The following is a 16,090-nucleotide window of genomic DNA, read 5'->3' on the forward strand; positions in this document are numbered from 1 at the left end:
TTATGCCTGCTCTGTCACATGTACCTTTAACGTTGCTTGTACCTCTGGATGAAGCTTTACCGGTACATTTGTATAACCTAACGCACGGATGGCGTCATTCAGCTCGATTTTGCGCTTATCGAGTTTAATTTGATGATCTTTTTGCAATTTATCAGCGATTTGTTTGCTTGTAATTGAGCCAAACAAACGGCCGCCTTCACCTGATTTTGCAGTGAGTTCCACTGTTAACGCCTCAAGTGTTTCTTTTAATTGTTTTGCTTGTTCAAGCTCTTGGATGGCATTCTTTTTCTCTTTGTTTTTCTGCCCTTCCAATGCGCTTAGGTTCGTTGGAGTTGCTTCAACAGCTAACCCTTGTTTGATGAGAAAGTTGTGAGCGTATCCGTCAGCTACATTCTTGACTTCGCCTTTTTTCCCTTTGCCTTTTACGTCTTTTAGAAAGATGACTTTCATCTTTGAACCCCTCCTTCGAAATATTCGTCTATGGCAGCCTTTAACTTCCCTACCGCTTCTTCAATGGTTATACCATAAATCTGGGTAGCAGCGTTAGTCAAATGGCCGCCGCCGTCTAATGCTTCCATAATAATTTGAACGTTGATATCCCCTAATGATCTAGCACTAATGCATACCGTGTCGTCATCTCGTCTAGCGACAGCAAATGACGCTTCTACCTCACTCATTGACAACAGGGAATCCGCTGTCTGGGCAATCGTAATTTGATCATAATACTCCGACCTGTCAGATGGCAACGAAGCAATGGCCACCTGATTTTGATACAGCTCTGTATGCTGAATGAGTTTTGCTCGTTTGATGTAATGATCGACGGTTTCTTTTAAGAACTTTTGCACAAGGACAGGATCTGCTCCCTTTGCACGAAGGTAGGATGCTGCATCGAACGTTCTTGACCCCGTTCTCAGGGAGAAACTCTTCGTATCAACGATGATCCCAGCCAGAAGCGCAGTCGCCTCAATCATGTTAATCCGCAATTTCTTCGGCTGATACTCTAAAAGCTCTGTCACAAGCTCTGCTGTAGATGAAGCATACGGCTCCATATAAACAAGTAAAGGATCACGGATAAATTCCTCGCCGCGTCTATGATGGTCAATGACCACAACATTTTCAATCTTATTCAGCAGTCGTTCTTCCATAACGAGAGACGGTTTATGTGTGTCTACGACGACAAGCAATGTGTCATCCTTTGCAAGCTCCATTGCTTCCTCTGGTGTGATAAAACGTGACCAAAGCTCTTCATAATTCTTAATTTCACTAATTAAGCGTTGAACACTGTCGCCAATCTGGTTGGCATCAATGACAATATAACCTTCTTTTCCATTGGCCTGGGCAACCTTTAAAATCCCAATGGATGCACCGATTGAGTCCATGTCTGGGAACTTATGCCCCATGATCATGACATTACCGCTTTCAGATACAATTTCTTTTAAAGCATGAGAAATGACCCGTGCGCGTACGCGTGTCCGTTTCTCCATTGGATTTGTTTTTCCACCGTAGAATTTCACTTTTCCATTCGGCTGTTTAATGGCGACCTGATCTCCGCCTCGTCCGAGGGCAAGGTCAAGACTCGACTGCGCAAGTGCTCCAAGCTCTTTCAAGGAAGGAACAGACGCACCGATCCCAATGCTCAGAGTGAGCGTCGCACTATGTGCCCCTGTTTTCTCACGGACCTCGTCTAAAATGGAGAATTTCGACGCTTCAAGCTCAGCTAAAATACTCTCATTTAGAACCGCCATAAATCGTTCAGACGAAATTCTCTTCAGGAAAATACCATATTCTTGTGCCCAATTGTTGAGCAAAGACGTCACTTCACTATTAATCGCGCTGCGCACTTGATCATCAAGTCCCTGCGTGACATCGTCGTAGTTGTCTAAAAAGATATAAGATAACACCGTTCGTTCATTTTCGTACTGTCGTTCAATCTGTACCTGTTCCGTGACATCAAAGAAATATAAAAGGCGCTCTGACCGTTTAATAATGACTTTGAATTTCCGGTCATTCAGCGTCACATTTTCGGTCTCGACCTCTTGTTTAATAAGAGGCACAATGGACTCGAATGTATCGTACAAGGATCTGCCGACAAGTGTGCTTTCATGAAAGCATGAAGCGAGAAACGGATTGGTCCATTCGATATAATACTGGTCATTAAACAGCATAATACCAATTGGCATCTCCATTAATGCTTCTTCTCCAACCTTTTTGACTCGATAGGATAATGTTGAAATATATGAATCAATCTCTTTCTGCACTTGCTTATCTGCCCACTTTAAGAAGTAGAGCACACCTGCAAGGACGAAAAGACCAACCGCTCCTATGATCCAATTGAAATAAAGGTTGAGGAGGACTGTGACCACCGCAAGAACAATTAACGCGAAGATCGGATACTTGATGACAGGTTTTCTATAGAAGCTTGGCACTGATATCAACTCCTCAACATTCAGAGTGAATTATTTGTTTTTTACTTTTTCTCTTAAATCAAAGCCTATGTCAGCAATCCCTATAATTCGCACAATCACACCGATCGGCGGAAAGAAAACCGTTAACACAACAGCGAAAATGGGTACCGCTTTTGAGATGTTTTTTTCGTGGCAATAATAGAAGAGAAAAGAAAATCCCTGAATAAGCACCAGTATAAATAAAATTTGAAACGCACTCGTTTGAACGAGCCATAAAAAGCTGCCTTTTTCCGTCTGAATCAGCATCAAAAGCAATGTGAGTAAATAATACCATACCATGCTTTTTGGCAGCCGCATATCCTTAAATTTCTTCAAGGACGGCATGTCTGAAACAAACCGTTTGAGCAAAGGCTGCATGAACCAGTGATTCACGAAAGCCATCAGGGTGACCAAAATCAATAACGCTACAGGTAAAGCACTTAATGCCGTATCCTGCATCTCTTTAAACTGTTTGAGCTGTTTGGCTATGTCCTTTTCAGAAGCCCCGGATTGCTTTAAAACACTCTCTACCATCGGCATCATTTGCTCAATCGACTCTTTCGCAATATTCATGATATCGATTTGAAAGAGCTGAACACTGATAACAAAGGAGATGAGAATACTGAACAAATAAATCAGCGCACCTGTAATGATAGCATTCCCAGGCTGCCTTCTGCTGTAGAAAACACCCATGCCTAATCCGACGGCAATTAAGATAGGTGCACTCATGAGCCCAGCCATCGACCCAATTAAAAAGCTGATCACTATGCCAATAGCGCCAGCAGCAATTCCTTTTTTCAAGCCGTGTCTAATTGTATAGAGGATGATCGGAATCGGAGCAGCTAGAAAGAAAATAATGGATAATAGCGGCACATACAGATAAAACAACGTCATGACTGCGAAAATACTCATCATGATTGCGCCCTCTACTAACGCTTTTGTTTGTTTCACACATTCACCTCTATCCAATCCTTTTGTTTATATCTTGCTCAATGTGTACTTCTATGTATACGTGTCAGCTCCATCATGTCTTGCCCCAACCTTTATTTTACCATAGCGGCAAATCTCAAGTAAAATAAAGGCTGTCCTGGGAGCGTTTCACGTGGAACAACGATATGGAATGGCACATGCAAGTTTTCAAACAGCATGTTACAATTTTTTAGATTATTCTTAGCTATAAACCCTGAATTCAAGGTCAAAAGCTGTTAGAATAGAAACATCATCAATAAATGTAAGAAGGAGAATTCACATGGGAAAAACACTCGTATTCGGACACAAAAATCCTGACACAGACACGATTTGCTCTGCTATTGCTTACGCTGATCTGAAAAACAAAATCGGCGTTCAGGCAGAAGCCGTCAGACTTGGAGAAATTAATGGAGAAACACAATACGCATTAGATTTCTTTAAACAAGAAGCACCTCGTTTCATTGAAACGGCTGCAAACGAAACAAAACAAGTCATTCTTGTCGATCATAACGAATTCCAGCAAAGTGTAAGCGATATTGATCAAGTACAAGTAACTGAGGTCATTGACCACCACCGTATTGCCAACTTTGAAACAAGTGAACCTCTTTACTATCGTGCAGAGCCTGTAGGCTGTACAGCAACGATCTTAAACAAAATGTATAAAGAAAACCAAGTGACGATTGAAAAAGAAATCGCTGGTTTGCTTTTATCTGCGATCATTTCTGATTCCTTACTATTCAAATCCCCAACATGCACACAGCAAGATATTGATGCTGCACATGAGCTTGCAAAAATCGCAGGGGTAGATCCAGAAGTTTACGGCCTAGACATGCTGAAAGCAGGCGCTGATCTAAGCCAAAAAACGGTTCAAGAATTAATTACACTTGATGCAAAAGAATTCGCACTAGGCAAAAGCAAGGTGGAAATTGCACAAGTCAATACAGTAGATATCGCTGAAGTGACAGCAAGACAGGCTGACATTGAAGCGAAAATCAATGAAGTCATTGCAGCAAAAGGTCTTGACCTATTTGTTCTAGTCATCACAGATATTTTAGAAAATGACTCCCTTGCTCTTGCACTCGGTGCAGAAGCAGCAAAAGTAGAAAAAGCATTTAACGTCACACTTGAAAACAACACAGCTTTACTAAAAGGTGTTGTATCAAGAAAGAAACAAGTCGTACCTGCACTGACAGACGCACTTTCTTAATAAAACACGACAAGACTGCTGAATTGTTCAGCAGTCTTTTTTGTCTGTCTTCTTTTTAATGAATGTACGTATCACTAACGAGAATATCCTTTAGCACACTTGTTGGGATCGTAAATTCAACAACACCCATGTAGCCAGGCGCCACATCATATTCATTAAAGGAAATCACAAGCTTTCCTTTTGAATTGATATAGAAGTTTTGATCCGGCTTAATTTTCTTAAATGGATCTGTTTCTTCCTTGCCAATCCAGTATATTTTGTCTGAATCCTCTTTCATCTGTTTCTTCATTTGTTCTTTAATATTTTCACTAATCACATCAATATAACGATTATCTTTAAACAGGCTTGGTAATGTAATGAGGACATGGTTTTTCTTATCAACCGTATCATATGTCATTTCCTCTGCCGCAGAAGCCTGAGTCGTCACCTTGTATCGGCCTAGTGAAAGGATTTGATCATTGTTCGTTCTCACTTCATAACCGCTCTCAACACTTAAATGACCATTTTTATAACCCTTTGTTTCCTTTTCAAAATCTTGATACAGCTTTTTGTTTTCAGCTAAATATTTTTGATTCAGGCTGTCTTGTAATGTTCCGTCCCCAAGTCCTGAAACGTGTGGTGTTTTAAGATCAATATTCGTTCCTTGATCGCTCTTTTTAAATTCTGTAAACGTTACGACTTTCACCAGCTCGCCAATGACAGGCACCTCTGAAATCGCTCTTGCTGCCTGTGGACTGACATTAACAGTTGTGACAAAAAGAGCAGCAGCCGCAACAAGTCCGATGGTCCATTGCTGAAAATGAGGCTTTTTATTTTTTCTTTTTAACGTTCGTTCAACCATCGCATCATATTCCGGTGGAATAGGAATTTCTAAATATTCATCTTTTAAATGTTCCAAATACTTATCCATTTATATTTCCTCCTGTGATAATTCTACTTTTAAAAGCCGCAGCGCCTTATATAATCTTGTTTTAATGGTATTTTCATTTTCATCGAGAATCTGGGCGATGTCCTCTAATTTTAAATCTTCAAAGAATCTCAAAATAATGATGACTCGATACATCTCAGGCAAATCCTCTATAGCCCGTTTGACGTCTTGATCCTCGTATACATCTGATTCTCCCTGTGATAAGAATTCAAGCGTATCATCATCTGTCACCTGCACCCGCTTCTTCTTTCGTAAAAAGTCTAGGGCAGTGTTCACCACGATCTTATAAAACCAGCTATGCATCTTGCTCGCATCCTCTAATCGGTGAACAGATTTGAGTGCTTTATGAATGGCCTCCTGAACAACATCCATAGCATCTTCTGGGTTTTTGACATAACTATAGGACAACCGATAAAAACTGTGTTTATGCTCCATGACGTAATCCGCAAATTGATCATCTATTTTTCGTTTCTTCATTTTACAAAGAGCTCCTTTATCTTAAATGCGCATCTGTTATTTCTTACATTGGATAGACGCGCGCCTTTTGAAAATAGTTTGCGCTCGGTTATTTTTTTAACATGTCATCGCATTTACGTTCCTATACAAAAAGAGCGAACCAGATGGGTTCACTCTTTCCAAGCAGATAGTGTTTGATGGACAAACTGTTTTAGTGGAGAAAGCGGATGAATAATAGGAACGCCTGTCTCCCGCTCCACCTGCTTTGCCGCACGAACCATCGAAAGCTGCATCACACAAATGTCTCTCCCTTTTTGCTTCATACATTTTCTCAGCTGCTCCTTGATTTGTTCATCATAGGCTTGCATATCACCGTTTAGGCAGAGATGAAAGACATCCTCCATCACAACCATTTCTACTTCAAGCTGTTTGCCCCGCTCTGTGGCATATGATTCAAGCCGATGCATCGTCCCTTCCACTGTATCTGGGTTGGAAAACACCAGTTGAATAGGCCTTTGTTTCTCACAAATCAGCTCAAATAACGGTTCATCGATTGGAACAATCGGTTGTTTAAAGAGGTGCTGCTGATCACCCAAAGCGGCAATGTATTGTGTACACGTGAGAAGAATGAGATCGGCTTCAATTTCCTGTTTTAATCTGTTGATAGCATACGTTTGCTGCTTGTGTTGATCAAATGCAGGATCTTGTGTCGCGCGTTCTATAAATGATGAATCGACCGTGATGAAAATTAACATCTGTATCACCAAACGCATCTTCTATATATGACTGATTGGATGGGCGTGAAGGCAGTGTAATCGAATCATCAGGCTCGCTCCTCGTGAAAGTTTTCAATCATTATATCAATCCTTGTATGAAATAGGGAGCAACATGACCATATTGTTAGGGAGATATTAAAGGAGGGATTCTAATTGAAAGAAGATCAACAGCCTAAATCATCTTCAGAGTCAGAAGAAACCTTAACGAATCGGCAAGGTCATCCCGTAACAGATAATCAAAATATGAGAACTGTTGGGAATAGAGGACCCACTACGCTTGAAAACTACGATTTCCTAGAAAAAATCAGTCATTTTGATCGTGAACGCATCCCTGAACGTGTTGTACATGCACGCGGTGCCGGAGCTCACGGTTATTTTGAAGCATACGGCACATTCGGGGATGAACCCATCTCCACCTATACGAGGGCAAAATTGTTTCAGGAAAAAGGGAAAAAGACGCCTGTTTTCGTTCGTTTTTCTTCTGTGATTCACGGCGGTCATTCGCCTGAAACATTACGTGATCCGAGAGGGTTTGCGATTAAATTTTATACAGAGGAAGGCAACTGGGATCTCGTAGGGAACAACCTGAAAATTTTCTTTATTCGAGATGCTTTAAAGTTCCCTGATTTGGTTCATGCCTTTAAGCCTGATCCTGTCACCAATCGTCAGGACGGCGAGCGTATTTTTGATTTTGTCTCACAATCACCTGAGGCGACGCATATGGTGACATTTCTCTTTTCACCATGGGGCATCCCAGCTACATACCGGCACATGCAAGGCTCAGGTGTCCATGCGTACAAATGGGTCAACCATGAAGGAAAAGCGGTGCTGGTTAAATATCATTTTGAACCGAAACAAGGCATTCGCAACCTGACCCAAGAACAGGCGCAAGCGATCCAGGGAGAAAATTTTAACCATGCCACACAGGATTTATATGAAGCGATTGAGCAAGGAGATTATCCTGAATGGGAGGTATATGCACAGATCATGGAAGATGATGCCCACCCTCACCTCGACTTTGACCCGCTAGACCCGACAAAGCTTTGGTACAAGGATGACTATCCATGGAAACCAATCGGACGGATGGTATTAAACAAAAATCCAGAAAACTATTTCGCAGAAGTCGAGCAGGTTGCCTTTGGGACTGGCGTACTCGTAGACGGTTTAGATTTCTCAGATGATAAATTGCTTCAAGGCCGTACCTTCTCCTACTCTGACACGCAGCGATATCGTGTAGGGCCAAACTATTTACAGCTGCCGATCAATGCACCGAAAAAGCATGTCGCCACCAATCAGAGAGACGGGCAAATGGAATACCATGTCGATCAAGGCAAAGGCCAAAATCCCCATGTGAATTATGAGCCATCGATCCTCGGAGGATTAAAAGAAGCCAAACAGGATGGAAAGGATCATACGCCTTTTGTAGAAGGTGAAGTCAAGCGAGAAGCCATTGACCGCCCAAACAACTTTGGACAAGCGGGAGAAACGTATCGCCGTTTTAATGATTGGGAGCGTGAGGAACTGATTAAGAACTTAGTCAATACTCTTGCGACATGTCAAAAGGACATTCAAGACCAAATGATTGAAAACTTTACAAAAGCAGACCCTGATTACGGAAAACGTGTCGCTGACGGCTTAAAAGCCTTTAAACAAGAGCAGTCAAGCGGACCTATCGGCTCTACAGGCGCTGCTCAAGCCGTGGACGAAGCCATCAACAACAGCACACCATCAGATCCTTATTAATGAAAAAAAGAATGCAGCGGCGAGGCTGCATTCTTTTTGTATACATCTATTAAGCGTTTTGACCTTTTTTGATCCATTCTGCCACATTGACTGTACGTTTTGCCTGATGTTTCACAGCTGGTTCTGCATCCTCTTGGATTTTTCCATTTTGGTCAACAGTGACACTTACGCCATAAGGGTTGCCCCCTGCACCGTATAAGGAATCATCTGTGTATCCAGGAGAGGCAATAATGGCTCCCCAGTGGAACATCGTCGTATATAAGCTGAGAACCGTCTGCTCCTGTCCGCCATTTGCGTTTTGAGCTGAAGTCATCGCGCTGACTGCTTTGTTTGCCAATTTACCTTGGAACCACAAGCCGCCTGTTGTATCTAAGAACTGCTTCATTTGAGCTGGCAGGTTACCGAAACGTGTCGGCATGCTAAAGATGATGGCATCTGCCCACTCTAAATCACTTAATTGAACCTCTGGCACATCCTTTGTTTCGTCTAAATGTGCTTTCCATGCTGAATTTGAAGCGACAACTGCTTCTGGTGCCAATTCAGCAACCTTTAATACTTTGACCTCTGCACCAGCTTCTTTTGCTCCAGCTTCAGCCCATTTCGCCATCTGATAGTTTGTACCTGTTGAACTATAATAAATAATCGCTAATTTTACGTTTTCCATTTGTTCCAGCTCCTTTTGTTTGTTTTGCCCAAAAAGCTTCTGTAAAAATCCCACCTGTATTCCCCACCTTATTTAAAATTGACGACGATACCATAAAGCCGCAGCATCGACTTCTTCTCTCGTTAGCTGATGTCCGCGATTTTCCCAATGAAGTGTAACCGATGCGCCTGCACCCTGGAGCAATTGCTCCAGCTCCTGTGATTCCTCTGGACGGCACATTGGGTCATTTTCACCAGCTGCTATAAAGACTTGTTTCCCCGCTAATGAAGGCAACGAAACCCCGCGTCTTGGAACCATTGGATGATGCAGGATAGCTCCTTTTAAAGCATCCCCATAATGGAATAACAAGCTTCCAGCAATGTTTGCCCCATTGGAATATCCGATAGCCACCACATTGTGACGATCAAACCCATATTCATCAGCTGCTTCGCCGATAAATGTATATAGTTCCTCTGTACGCTCAATCAAATCCTGCTCATCAAATACACCCTCTGCTAAACGTCTGAAAAAACGCGGCATGCCGTTTTCTAATACATTCCCTCTCACACTAAGAACAGATGCATCAGGATCTACTATCTGTGCAAGCGGCAATAAATCTTCTTCTGTCCCGCCAGTTCCATGCAGTAATAACAGGACAGGTCTTTGTTCATTCTTTCCTTTTCGAAAAAGATGCTTCATCATGAATCTCCTTTCCCTTTAACTTCTCTCACTTCAATTGGCAGTACAATTTGTTCAATCTGACTGCGCTGTGCCTCATATTGCGGTGGCAGTTTCAATGCTTCACCCATTGTTTCCACTGATTCGTCGTGTGCAAACCCTGGAGGATCAGTAGCAATCTCAAATAATATGCCGCCAAGCTCTCTAAAATAAATAGCATTAAAATAATTTCGATCTTGCACAGGTGTCACTTGATACCCGCTTTGTGCAATATGTCTTTGCCAATCTAATTGATCCTGATCATCTGTTGCTCTCCATGCAATATGGTGCACAACTCCAACACCCATACGTCCTCGTGGAACAGGTGTGATGTTCACATCAATGACATTGCCTATTTCACCAAACGAACGGAATCTCACATAGTCTCCTTCTTCTCCGACTCGTTCAAGTCCCATCGTTTGCTCTAGCAGCTGCATTGTTTGCTCCGGATGCGAAGTTAATAAAACAGCTCCGCCAAATCCTTTAATCGCTACATCTGGTGTGACACCGTTAAATGTCCACTCGTTTTGCTTTCCTTCCGCACGCTCTACTAGCTCAATCAATAAGCCGTGTGGATCTTCAAATGAGAGAAAAGCTTCCCCAAAACGTTCAACCATTTCATAAGAGACATTAAACTGCTCAAGACGATCCTTCCAGAAAGAAAAAGCGCCTGTCGGTACGACATATGTCGTCACGCCTACTTGCCCTGCACCAATTTGACCTTTTTGTGCCCCCGGCCAAGGGAAAAACGTAATAATGGTCCCTGGAGAGCCGCCTTCATTTCCAAAATATAAATGGTATGTGCCCGGATCATCAAAATTTACGGTCTTCTTCACGAGACGAAGTCCTAAAACACCTGCATAAAAATCAACGTTCTCCTGAGGATGACCGACAATAGCTGTAATATGGTGAATTCCTTCTGTTTTTTTCACTTCTAATGACCTCCTAATCATGAAGTAATAAGCCTCTATTCATTATGTCTTTACTGACGTCTTTATATTATCTCGAATTCGAGATATTAGATCAAAAAAATATATTTATCTCGAATTAAGGATATGATGTTTTTAAGTAAATGTCAATGATTTTTGTTTTTCTTTTAAAAAAGCAGAGCTGTTTTGCATGAAACAGCTCTGCTTTTCCTTGATTATTGCAGCAATTTTTTCTTTTTTAAATAGGCTTTCGCTACCTGGAATGCATCCTCCCCCTTCACATTGACTTCATAATTCATTTCTCTCATCTCTTCGTCTGTAATTTGACCCGCAAGCTTATTGAGAGAGGTCTCAATCTCAGGGAATTCAGTTAATGTCTCCTGCCTGAGCAGCGGTGCTCCTTGATATGGCGGGAAAACATGCTGATCATCATTAAGGACCTTTAATTTGTATTGTCTCAATTCACTGTCTGTCGAATACGCATCGACTAAATTGATATCTCCTTTTTGAATCGCTCGATACCGTAGCTTCGGCTCCATCGTCACAACATCGTCAAAGGAAAATTGATAGGCTTTTTGAATGCCTCGATACCCATCCTGACGATCAGAAAACTCTAAGGTGAATCCAGCTTTTATGCGGTTTTTGATCTTACCTAGATCTGAAATGTTGGACACTTCATATTGATCAGCCAGTGACTGCGGCACGGCTAAAGCATACGTATTGTTGTATGCCATGGGCTCAAGAAGGCGAAGCTGAAAGGACGATTCCAATCCACGCCGCGCTTGCTCATACACTTTTCTTTTATCTGTGCTTTTTGCTGTTTCTTTGAGGAATTCAGAAATCGCTGTACCCGTAAACTCAGGATAAATATCGATATCACCAGAGCGTAAAGCCTGGAAAACAAAGGACGTCTTACCAAGACCGGGCTTCAGGTTCACTTGAATATCTGTATCCTGTTCAATTAAAAGCTTATACATCGAGATCAAAATCTCAGGCTCTGATCCTAACTTCCCGCCAATGGTGATTTCCTTCTTTTCTTGCTGAAACAGCACGGGGGCAGCGACAACTGCTCCTGCAATCAGAGCAAAAACAGTCACAGAGATCACAGTCTTTTTAAAGGAAATTTTCTCAAAGGTACGCAGCACCACATCAAATAGTAGAGCGAGTAAGGCAGCTGGTATCGCACCAATGACAATGAGAGACATATCATTTCGATCAATTCCCAGCAAGATTAAGCTTCCTAATCCCCCAGCCCCGATCAGTGCTGCCAGAGTGGCGGTTCCCACAATGAGAACCATCCCGGTTCGGATACCCGCCATGATGACTGGCATGGCAAGAGGAAGCTCCACCTTTAATAACCGTTTGCGATGATTCATCCCCATAGCAAGCGCCGCTTCTCTCAGAGAAGGATCAACCTCCTGAATGCCTGTATATGTATTTCTTAAAATAGGGAGTAGGGCATAGACCACAAGCGCAATAATCGCAGGTACTTGCCCAATCCCCACTAGAGGAATCAACAAGCCAAGAAGTGCGAGCGACGGAATCGTTTGTAAGACGGCCGTCACCCCGATGACCCACTCCGCTAACTTTGGAACCCTCGTTAAATAGATACCTAATGGAATAGCAATCAAAATCGCTAAAAATAAAGCAATAAAAGAAATTTGAATATGCTCAAGTAAGGCGTGTCCCAATTGTTCTTTGCGTTCCCATAACACACGGGTCCAATCATTCATGTGACTCGCCCCTCTCTTTAGGAGAATCAGCTAAATACTGAATCACTGCTTGACGATTCACTAGTCCAATCCGCTCTCCATTCTTTTCAACAGCCAATTCCTCGTGCTTTGCCAATTGAGACAAGACTTCATCCAGTGGGGCATGTGCTGAGACCGCCTCATAGGGTAAAAGAGCTTCGTGGGCTATCGGTTGTGCCAAGGTTTCCAGCTCAAAAGCTTGATGTCCCACATGACGGGCAGCCCCTGAAACAAACTCCTGTACAAAGGCATTGGCTGGATGTTGAACCAACTCCTCAGGACGTCCGATCTGCACTACTTTTCCTTCATTCATCACACAAATCCGATCACCCAGCTTCATAGCTTCCTGCATATCATGCGTCACAAAAACAATGGTTTTTTGTATACGGCGCTGCAAATCAAGCAGATCATCCTGCAATTTCTCCCTCGTTAGTGGATCTAACGCACTAAAAGGTTCATCCATCAGGACAATCTCAGGATCAGCTGCAAGTGCACGTGCCACACCGACACGCTGCTGCTGTCCACCAGAGAGCTCTGCTGGCTTTCGATGCCGATACATAGCAGGATCAAGCCCGACCATCAACATGAGTTCATCGACACGCTGATTGGTCTCATTCCGGCTCCATTGTTTAAGCTCTGGCACCACAGCAATATTTTCTTCTATGGTCATATGAGGAAAAAGCGCAATTTGCTGCAAAACATAACCGATATCCCAGCGCAGCTCATACATATCATAATCACTTATTTTTTGACCCTTTATGTAAATCTCACCTTCTGTAGAAGAAATGAGGCGATTGATCATTTTCAATGTCGTCGTTTTCCCGCTGCCACTAGGTCCAATCAATACAAAAAACTCACCTTTCTGAATCTCCAAATCAACGGATTGAACGGCATAGCGCTCATCGGAAAATTGCATCGATACCTTTTTAAATTCAATCATCTTCCCACGCCCTGACTGCAATTATTTTCTAGACTATCAATATGACAGATCAACCACATATTTGTATAGAATAAACTGTCACTTTTACATACTTCCCTTCGGTTGAGTGTCAAAAACAACTCTAGCAAAAATAGATGAGATTCACAGTGGGGAAAATAAAAAAAGCGAAGAGCTCGGGGCTCTCCGCTTTTAAGTCAACGACTTACTCACCAGTAACGTATGGAAGTAATGCCATTTGACGTGATCTTTTGATCGCTAAAGTCAATTTACGTTGATACTTAGCGCTAGTTCCTGTTACACGACGAGGTAAAATTTTACCACGCTCAGAAACAAACTTTCTAAGAAGATCAACATCTTTGTAATCGATGTGCGTGATACCGTTAGAAGTAAAGAAACATACTTTACGACGTTTCGCACGACCGCCTCTGCGTCCACCTGCCATTTGTTTTCACACCTTTCCTTTAGTCATTTTTTCAGATCAATTAGAATGGCAAATCATCATCGGAGATGTCAATCGGTTTACCATCGTTCGCAAATGGGTCATCATTAAAGCTATTTCCCTGATTACGATTTTGGTTGTTTTGATTGCCATATGGATTTTGACTTGGTTCATTTCCAAATGGATTCTGATCGTTTTGGCTACCGCCATAATACTGGCCTCCGCTATTGCCACCGCCGCTGTATCCACCTGAACCAGCACCGCCGCTCTTAGGCTCAAGAAATTGAACACTTTCAGCTTGAACCTCTGTCACGAAGACACGCTGTCCTTGCTGATTTTCATAGTTTCTTGTCTGCAAACGACCGTCTACACCGGCAAGACTTCCTTTTTTCAAGAAATTAGCCACGTTCTCGGCTTGTCTTCTCCAAGTAACACAGTTAATGAAATCGGCTTCACGCTCTCCAGATTGATTCGTAAACGTACGATTCACAGCTAGAGTAAACGTGGCTACAGCCGCACCATTAGGCGTGTAGCGAAGCTCAGGGTCTTTTGTTAGTCTTCCGACCAATACAACACGGTTTAGCATATTGAAAGACCACCTTTAAATATATATTTCAATGATTTATACTTCTTCTTTAACAACAATGTGGCGAATGATATCGTCACTGATCTTAGCTAAGCGGTCAAATTCTTGAACTGCTGCAGCGTCAGATTGAACGTTTACGATTTGGTAGAAACCGTCACGGAAATCGTTGATTTCGTATGCAAGACGACGTTTACCCCAATCCTTTGTTCCAGTGATCTCCGCACCGTTAGAAGTTAACACGTTATTGAAACGCTCGATAACTGCTTTTTTAGCCTCATCGTCAACTGTTGGGCGGATGATGTACATAACTTCGTACTTTCTCATCTGATTGCACCTCCTTTTGGTCTAAGCGGCCCTAAACGGGCAAGGAGCAATAAATTATATTACTCACAATTGTATATTATAACAAATTACTTGGCCTATGACAAGAACCTATACATTAAAACGGAAATGAATGACGTCTCCATCTTTCACTACATATTCTTTACCTTCTAGACGAACTTTTCCTGCTTCTTTAGCAGCAGACATGCTTCCGCCAGCTAGTAAATCCTCATACGCAACCGTTTCAGCACGAATAAATCCACGCTCGAAGTCTGTGTGAATGATTCCAGCACATTCTGGCGCTTTCATTCCTTTTTTAAATGTCCAAGCACGTACCTCTTGCTCACCTGCTGTGAAATACGTAGCTAATCCTAGAAGAGAGTAAGATGCTCTAATTAGCTGATCAAGCCCTGACTCATTAATACCAAGCTCTTCAAGGAACATTTGCTTCTCTTCTCCTTCAAGCTCTGCAATTTCAGACTCGATCTTCGCACAAACGACGATAACTTCAGCGTTTTCACCAGAAGCAAACTCACGGATTTGCTGCACATATTCGTTGCCCTCATGATCCGCTACTTCATCCTCACTCACATTTGCTACATAAAGGACTGGTTTAGATGTGAGTAAATGAAGCTGTTTCACAAGCTTTTGCTGCTCATCAGTAAATTCTACAGATCTTGCCGATTTCCCAGCCTCAAATGCGTTCATTAGCTTCGACAAAATCTCAAATTCAGCTACTGCTTCCTTGTCCTTTTGTTTTGCAAGCTTACTCACACGAGCTAAACGCTTTTCAACTGTTTCTAAATCAGCCAAAATCAATTCGAGATTAATCGTTTCAATATCTGCCACAGGATCAACCTTACCAGCTACGTGTGTAATGTTATCATCTGCAAAAGCTCTAACCACGTGACAAATCGCATCTACTTGTCGAATATGAGAAAGGAATTTATTCCCTAAACCTTCACCTTTAGATGCACCTTTGACAATACCCGCAATATCAGTGAATTCGAAAGCAGTGGGAACTGTCTTTTTCGGCTGCACCAATTCTGTTAGCTTTTGTAAACGCTCGTCAGGAACTTCTACAATTCCGACGTTTGGATCAATAGTACAAAACGGATAGTTAGCAGACTCCGCTCCAGCCTGTGTAATTGCATTAAATAGCGTTGACTTCCCGACGTTAGGTAAGCCAACAATACCAGCTGTTAAAGCCATTCTTTCATCTCCTCTATATCAAACGTGCT

Annotated in this window: 17 protein-coding genes; 2 read left to right on the forward strand and 15 right to left on the reverse strand. The window is 42.3% G+C overall.

Translation table 11 applies throughout. The features are described from left to right. The 3 genes from rplI to MHH61_RS08705 are packed head-to-tail and all read right to left on the reverse strand — an operon-like array spanning position 1 to position 3,395. Positions 1-450, reverse strand: a complete 450-nt coding sequence (gene rplI / locus MHH61_RS08695; RefSeq protein ID WP_008359128.1) for a 50S ribosomal protein L9 — start codon at positions 448-450, stop codon at positions 1-3. Continuing rightward, complete coding sequence (locus MHH61_RS08700; protein WP_125587570.1) at positions 447-2,426, reverse strand: DHH family phosphoesterase; 1,980 nt, start codon at positions 2,424-2,426, stop codon at positions 447-449. The genes rplI and MHH61_RS08700 overlap by 4 nt, the downstream gene beginning before the upstream one ends. Positions 2,427-2,456: 30 nt before the next feature. After that, positions 2,457-3,395: a YybS family protein gene (locus MHH61_RS08705; protein WP_164512188.1), complete on the reverse strand. Its 939-nt coding sequence runs from the start codon at positions 3,393-3,395 to the stop codon at positions 2,457-2,459. A 298-nt stretch (positions 3,396-3,693) separates the two neighbouring features. Here MHH61_RS08705 and MHH61_RS08710 point away from each other — a divergent pair, with 298 nt between their 5' ends. Next, positions 3,694-4,620 (forward strand): manganese-dependent inorganic pyrophosphatase, encoded by a 927-nt coding sequence (locus tag MHH61_RS08710; protein ID WP_024424048.1) that lies wholly within the window; start codon positions 3,694-3,696, stop codon positions 4,618-4,620. 55 nt (positions 4,621-4,675) lie between these two features. Here the strand turns inward: MHH61_RS08710 and MHH61_RS08715 are convergent, their stop codons facing one another. The 3 genes from MHH61_RS08715 to MHH61_RS08725 all read right to left on the reverse strand — a co-directional run bounded on the left by MHH61_RS08715 (position 4,676) and on the right by MHH61_RS08725 (position 6,759). Next, complete coding sequence (locus MHH61_RS08715; protein ID WP_125587572.1) at positions 4,676-5,530, reverse strand: DUF3298 and DUF4163 domain-containing protein; 855 nt, start codon at positions 5,528-5,530, stop codon at positions 4,676-4,678. After that, a complete protein-coding gene (locus MHH61_RS08720) occupies positions 5,531-6,025 on the reverse strand; it encodes an RNA polymerase sigma factor (protein WP_024424050.1) in 495 nt (164 codons plus the stop codon). Positions 6,026-6,174: 149 nt separating this feature from the next. Then, positions 6,175-6,759, reverse strand: coding sequence for an aspartate/glutamate racemase family protein (locus tag MHH61_RS08725; RefSeq protein WP_241218629.1), 585 nt, complete (start codon positions 6,757-6,759; stop codon positions 6,175-6,177). Positions 6,760-6,933: 174 nt separating this feature from the next. On the opposite strand from MHH61_RS08725, the gene katX reads away from it, so the two are divergent. Next, positions 6,934-8,523, forward strand: coding sequence for a catalase KatX (gene katX, locus MHH61_RS08730; protein ID WP_125587573.1), 1,590 nt, complete (start codon positions 6,934-6,936; stop codon positions 8,521-8,523). Between the two features lie 49 nt (positions 8,524-8,572). On the opposite strand, the gene wrbA is transcribed toward katX, so the two are convergent. The 9 genes from wrbA to ychF form a co-directional block, all read right to left on the reverse strand. Beyond that, positions 8,573-9,187 (reverse strand): NAD(P)H:quinone oxidoreductase, encoded by a 615-nt coding sequence (wrbA, locus tag MHH61_RS08735; protein ID WP_125587574.1) that lies wholly within the window; start codon positions 9,185-9,187, stop codon positions 8,573-8,575. Positions 9,188-9,259: 72 nt separating this feature from the next. Continuing rightward, positions 9,260-9,868 carry an alpha/beta hydrolase gene (locus MHH61_RS08740; RefSeq protein WP_034622294.1) on the reverse strand — a complete coding sequence of 203 codons (609 nt, stop codon included), beginning with the start codon at positions 9,866-9,868 and terminating at the stop codon, positions 9,260-9,262. Continuing rightward, complete coding sequence (locus tag MHH61_RS08745) at positions 9,865-10,836, reverse strand: ring-cleaving dioxygenase (protein WP_034667828.1); 972 nt, start codon at positions 10,834-10,836, stop codon at positions 9,865-9,867. The genes MHH61_RS08740 and MHH61_RS08745 overlap by 4 nt, the downstream gene beginning before the upstream one ends. Before the next feature lie 191 nt (positions 10,837-11,027). After that, on the reverse strand, positions 11,028-12,545 hold the full coding sequence (gene opuFB, locus MHH61_RS08750) for an osmoprotectant update ABC transporter permease/substrate-binding subunit OpuFB (protein ID WP_125587575.1): 1,518 nt from the start codon (positions 12,543-12,545) through the stop codon (positions 11,028-11,030). Further along, positions 12,538-13,503 carry an ABC transporter ATP-binding protein gene (locus MHH61_RS08755; RefSeq protein ID WP_125587576.1) on the reverse strand — a complete coding sequence of 322 codons (966 nt, stop codon included), beginning with the start codon at positions 13,501-13,503 and terminating at the stop codon, positions 12,538-12,540. The genes opuFB and MHH61_RS08755 overlap by 8 nt, the downstream gene beginning before the upstream one ends. A gap of 202 nt (positions 13,504-13,705) precedes the next feature. Next, entirely contained in the window at positions 13,706-13,945 is a 240-nt protein-coding gene (rpsR, locus tag MHH61_RS08760; RefSeq protein WP_008359105.1) for a 30S ribosomal protein S18, read from the reverse strand. Positions 13,946-13,985: 40 nt separating this feature from the next. Beyond that, on the reverse strand, positions 13,986-14,528 hold the full coding sequence (gene ssbA, locus MHH61_RS08765; RefSeq protein WP_007497456.1) for a single-stranded DNA-binding protein SsbA: 543 nt from the start codon (positions 14,526-14,528) through the stop codon (positions 13,986-13,988). 36 nt (positions 14,529-14,564) lie between these two features. Continuing rightward, on the reverse strand, positions 14,565-14,852 hold the full coding sequence (rpsF, locus tag MHH61_RS08770) for a 30S ribosomal protein S6 (protein WP_024424058.1): 288 nt from the start codon (positions 14,850-14,852) through the stop codon (positions 14,565-14,567). Between the two features lie 108 nt (positions 14,853-14,960). Further along, complete coding sequence (gene ychF / locus MHH61_RS08775; protein ID WP_024424059.1) at positions 14,961-16,061, reverse strand: redox-regulated ATPase YchF; 1,101 nt, start codon at positions 16,059-16,061, stop codon at positions 14,961-14,963. Positions 16,062-16,090 lie beyond the last annotated feature (29 nt).

Source organism: Bacillus sp. FSL K6-3154 (genome assembly GCF_040869395.1).
GTDB lineage: Bacteria > Bacillota > Bacilli > Bacillales > Bacillaceae > Bacillus > Bacillus safensis.

Coding starts and splice junctions, on each gene's coding strand:
- MHH61_RS08715 (WP_125587572.1), bottom strand. CDS start 5,530: ATGGATAAGTATTTGGAACATTTAAAAGATGAATATTTAGAAATTCCT.
- MHH61_RS08725 (WP_241218629.1), bottom strand. CDS start 6,759: ATGTTAATTTTCATCACGGTCGATTCATCATTTATAGAACGCGCGACA.
- rpsF (WP_024424058.1), bottom strand. CDS start 14,852: ATGAGAAAGTACGAAGTTATGTACATCATCCGCCCAACAGTTGACGAT.
- ychF (WP_024424059.1), bottom strand. CDS start 16,061: ATGGCTTTAACAGCTGGTATTGTTGGCTTACCTAACGTCGGGAAGTCA.
- MHH61_RS08710 (WP_024424048.1), top strand. CDS start 3,694: ATGGGAAAAACACTCGTATTCGGACACAAAAATCCTGACACAGACACG.
- rplI (WP_008359128.1), bottom strand. CDS start 450: ATGAAAGTCATCTTTCTAAAAGACGTAAAAGGCAAAGGGAAAAAAGGC.
- MHH61_RS08740 (WP_034622294.1), bottom strand. CDS start 9,868: ATGATGAAGCATCTTTTTCGAAAAGGAAAGAATGAACAAAGACCTGTC.
- MHH61_RS08745 (WP_034667828.1), bottom strand. CDS start 10,836: ATGATTAGGAGGTCATTAGAAGTGAAAAAAACAGAAGGAATTCACCAT.
- rpsR (WP_008359105.1), bottom strand. CDS start 13,945: ATGGCAGGTGGACGCAGAGGCGGTCGTGCGAAACGTCGTAAAGTATGT.
- ssbA (WP_007497456.1), bottom strand. CDS start 14,528: ATGCTAAACCGTGTTGTATTGGTCGGAAGACTAACAAAAGACCCTGAG.
- opuFB (WP_125587575.1), bottom strand. CDS start 12,545: ATGAATGATTGGACCCGTGTGTTATGGGAACGCAAAGAACAATTGGGA.
- MHH61_RS08755 (WP_125587576.1), bottom strand. CDS start 13,503: ATGATTGAATTTAAAAAGGTATCGATGCAATTTTCCGATGAGCGCTAT.
- MHH61_RS08720 (WP_024424050.1), bottom strand. CDS start 6,025: ATGAAGAAACGAAAAATAGATGATCAATTTGCGGATTACGTCATGGAG.
- wrbA (WP_125587574.1), bottom strand. CDS start 9,187: ATGGAAAACGTAAAATTAGCGATTATTTATTATAGTTCAACAGGTACA.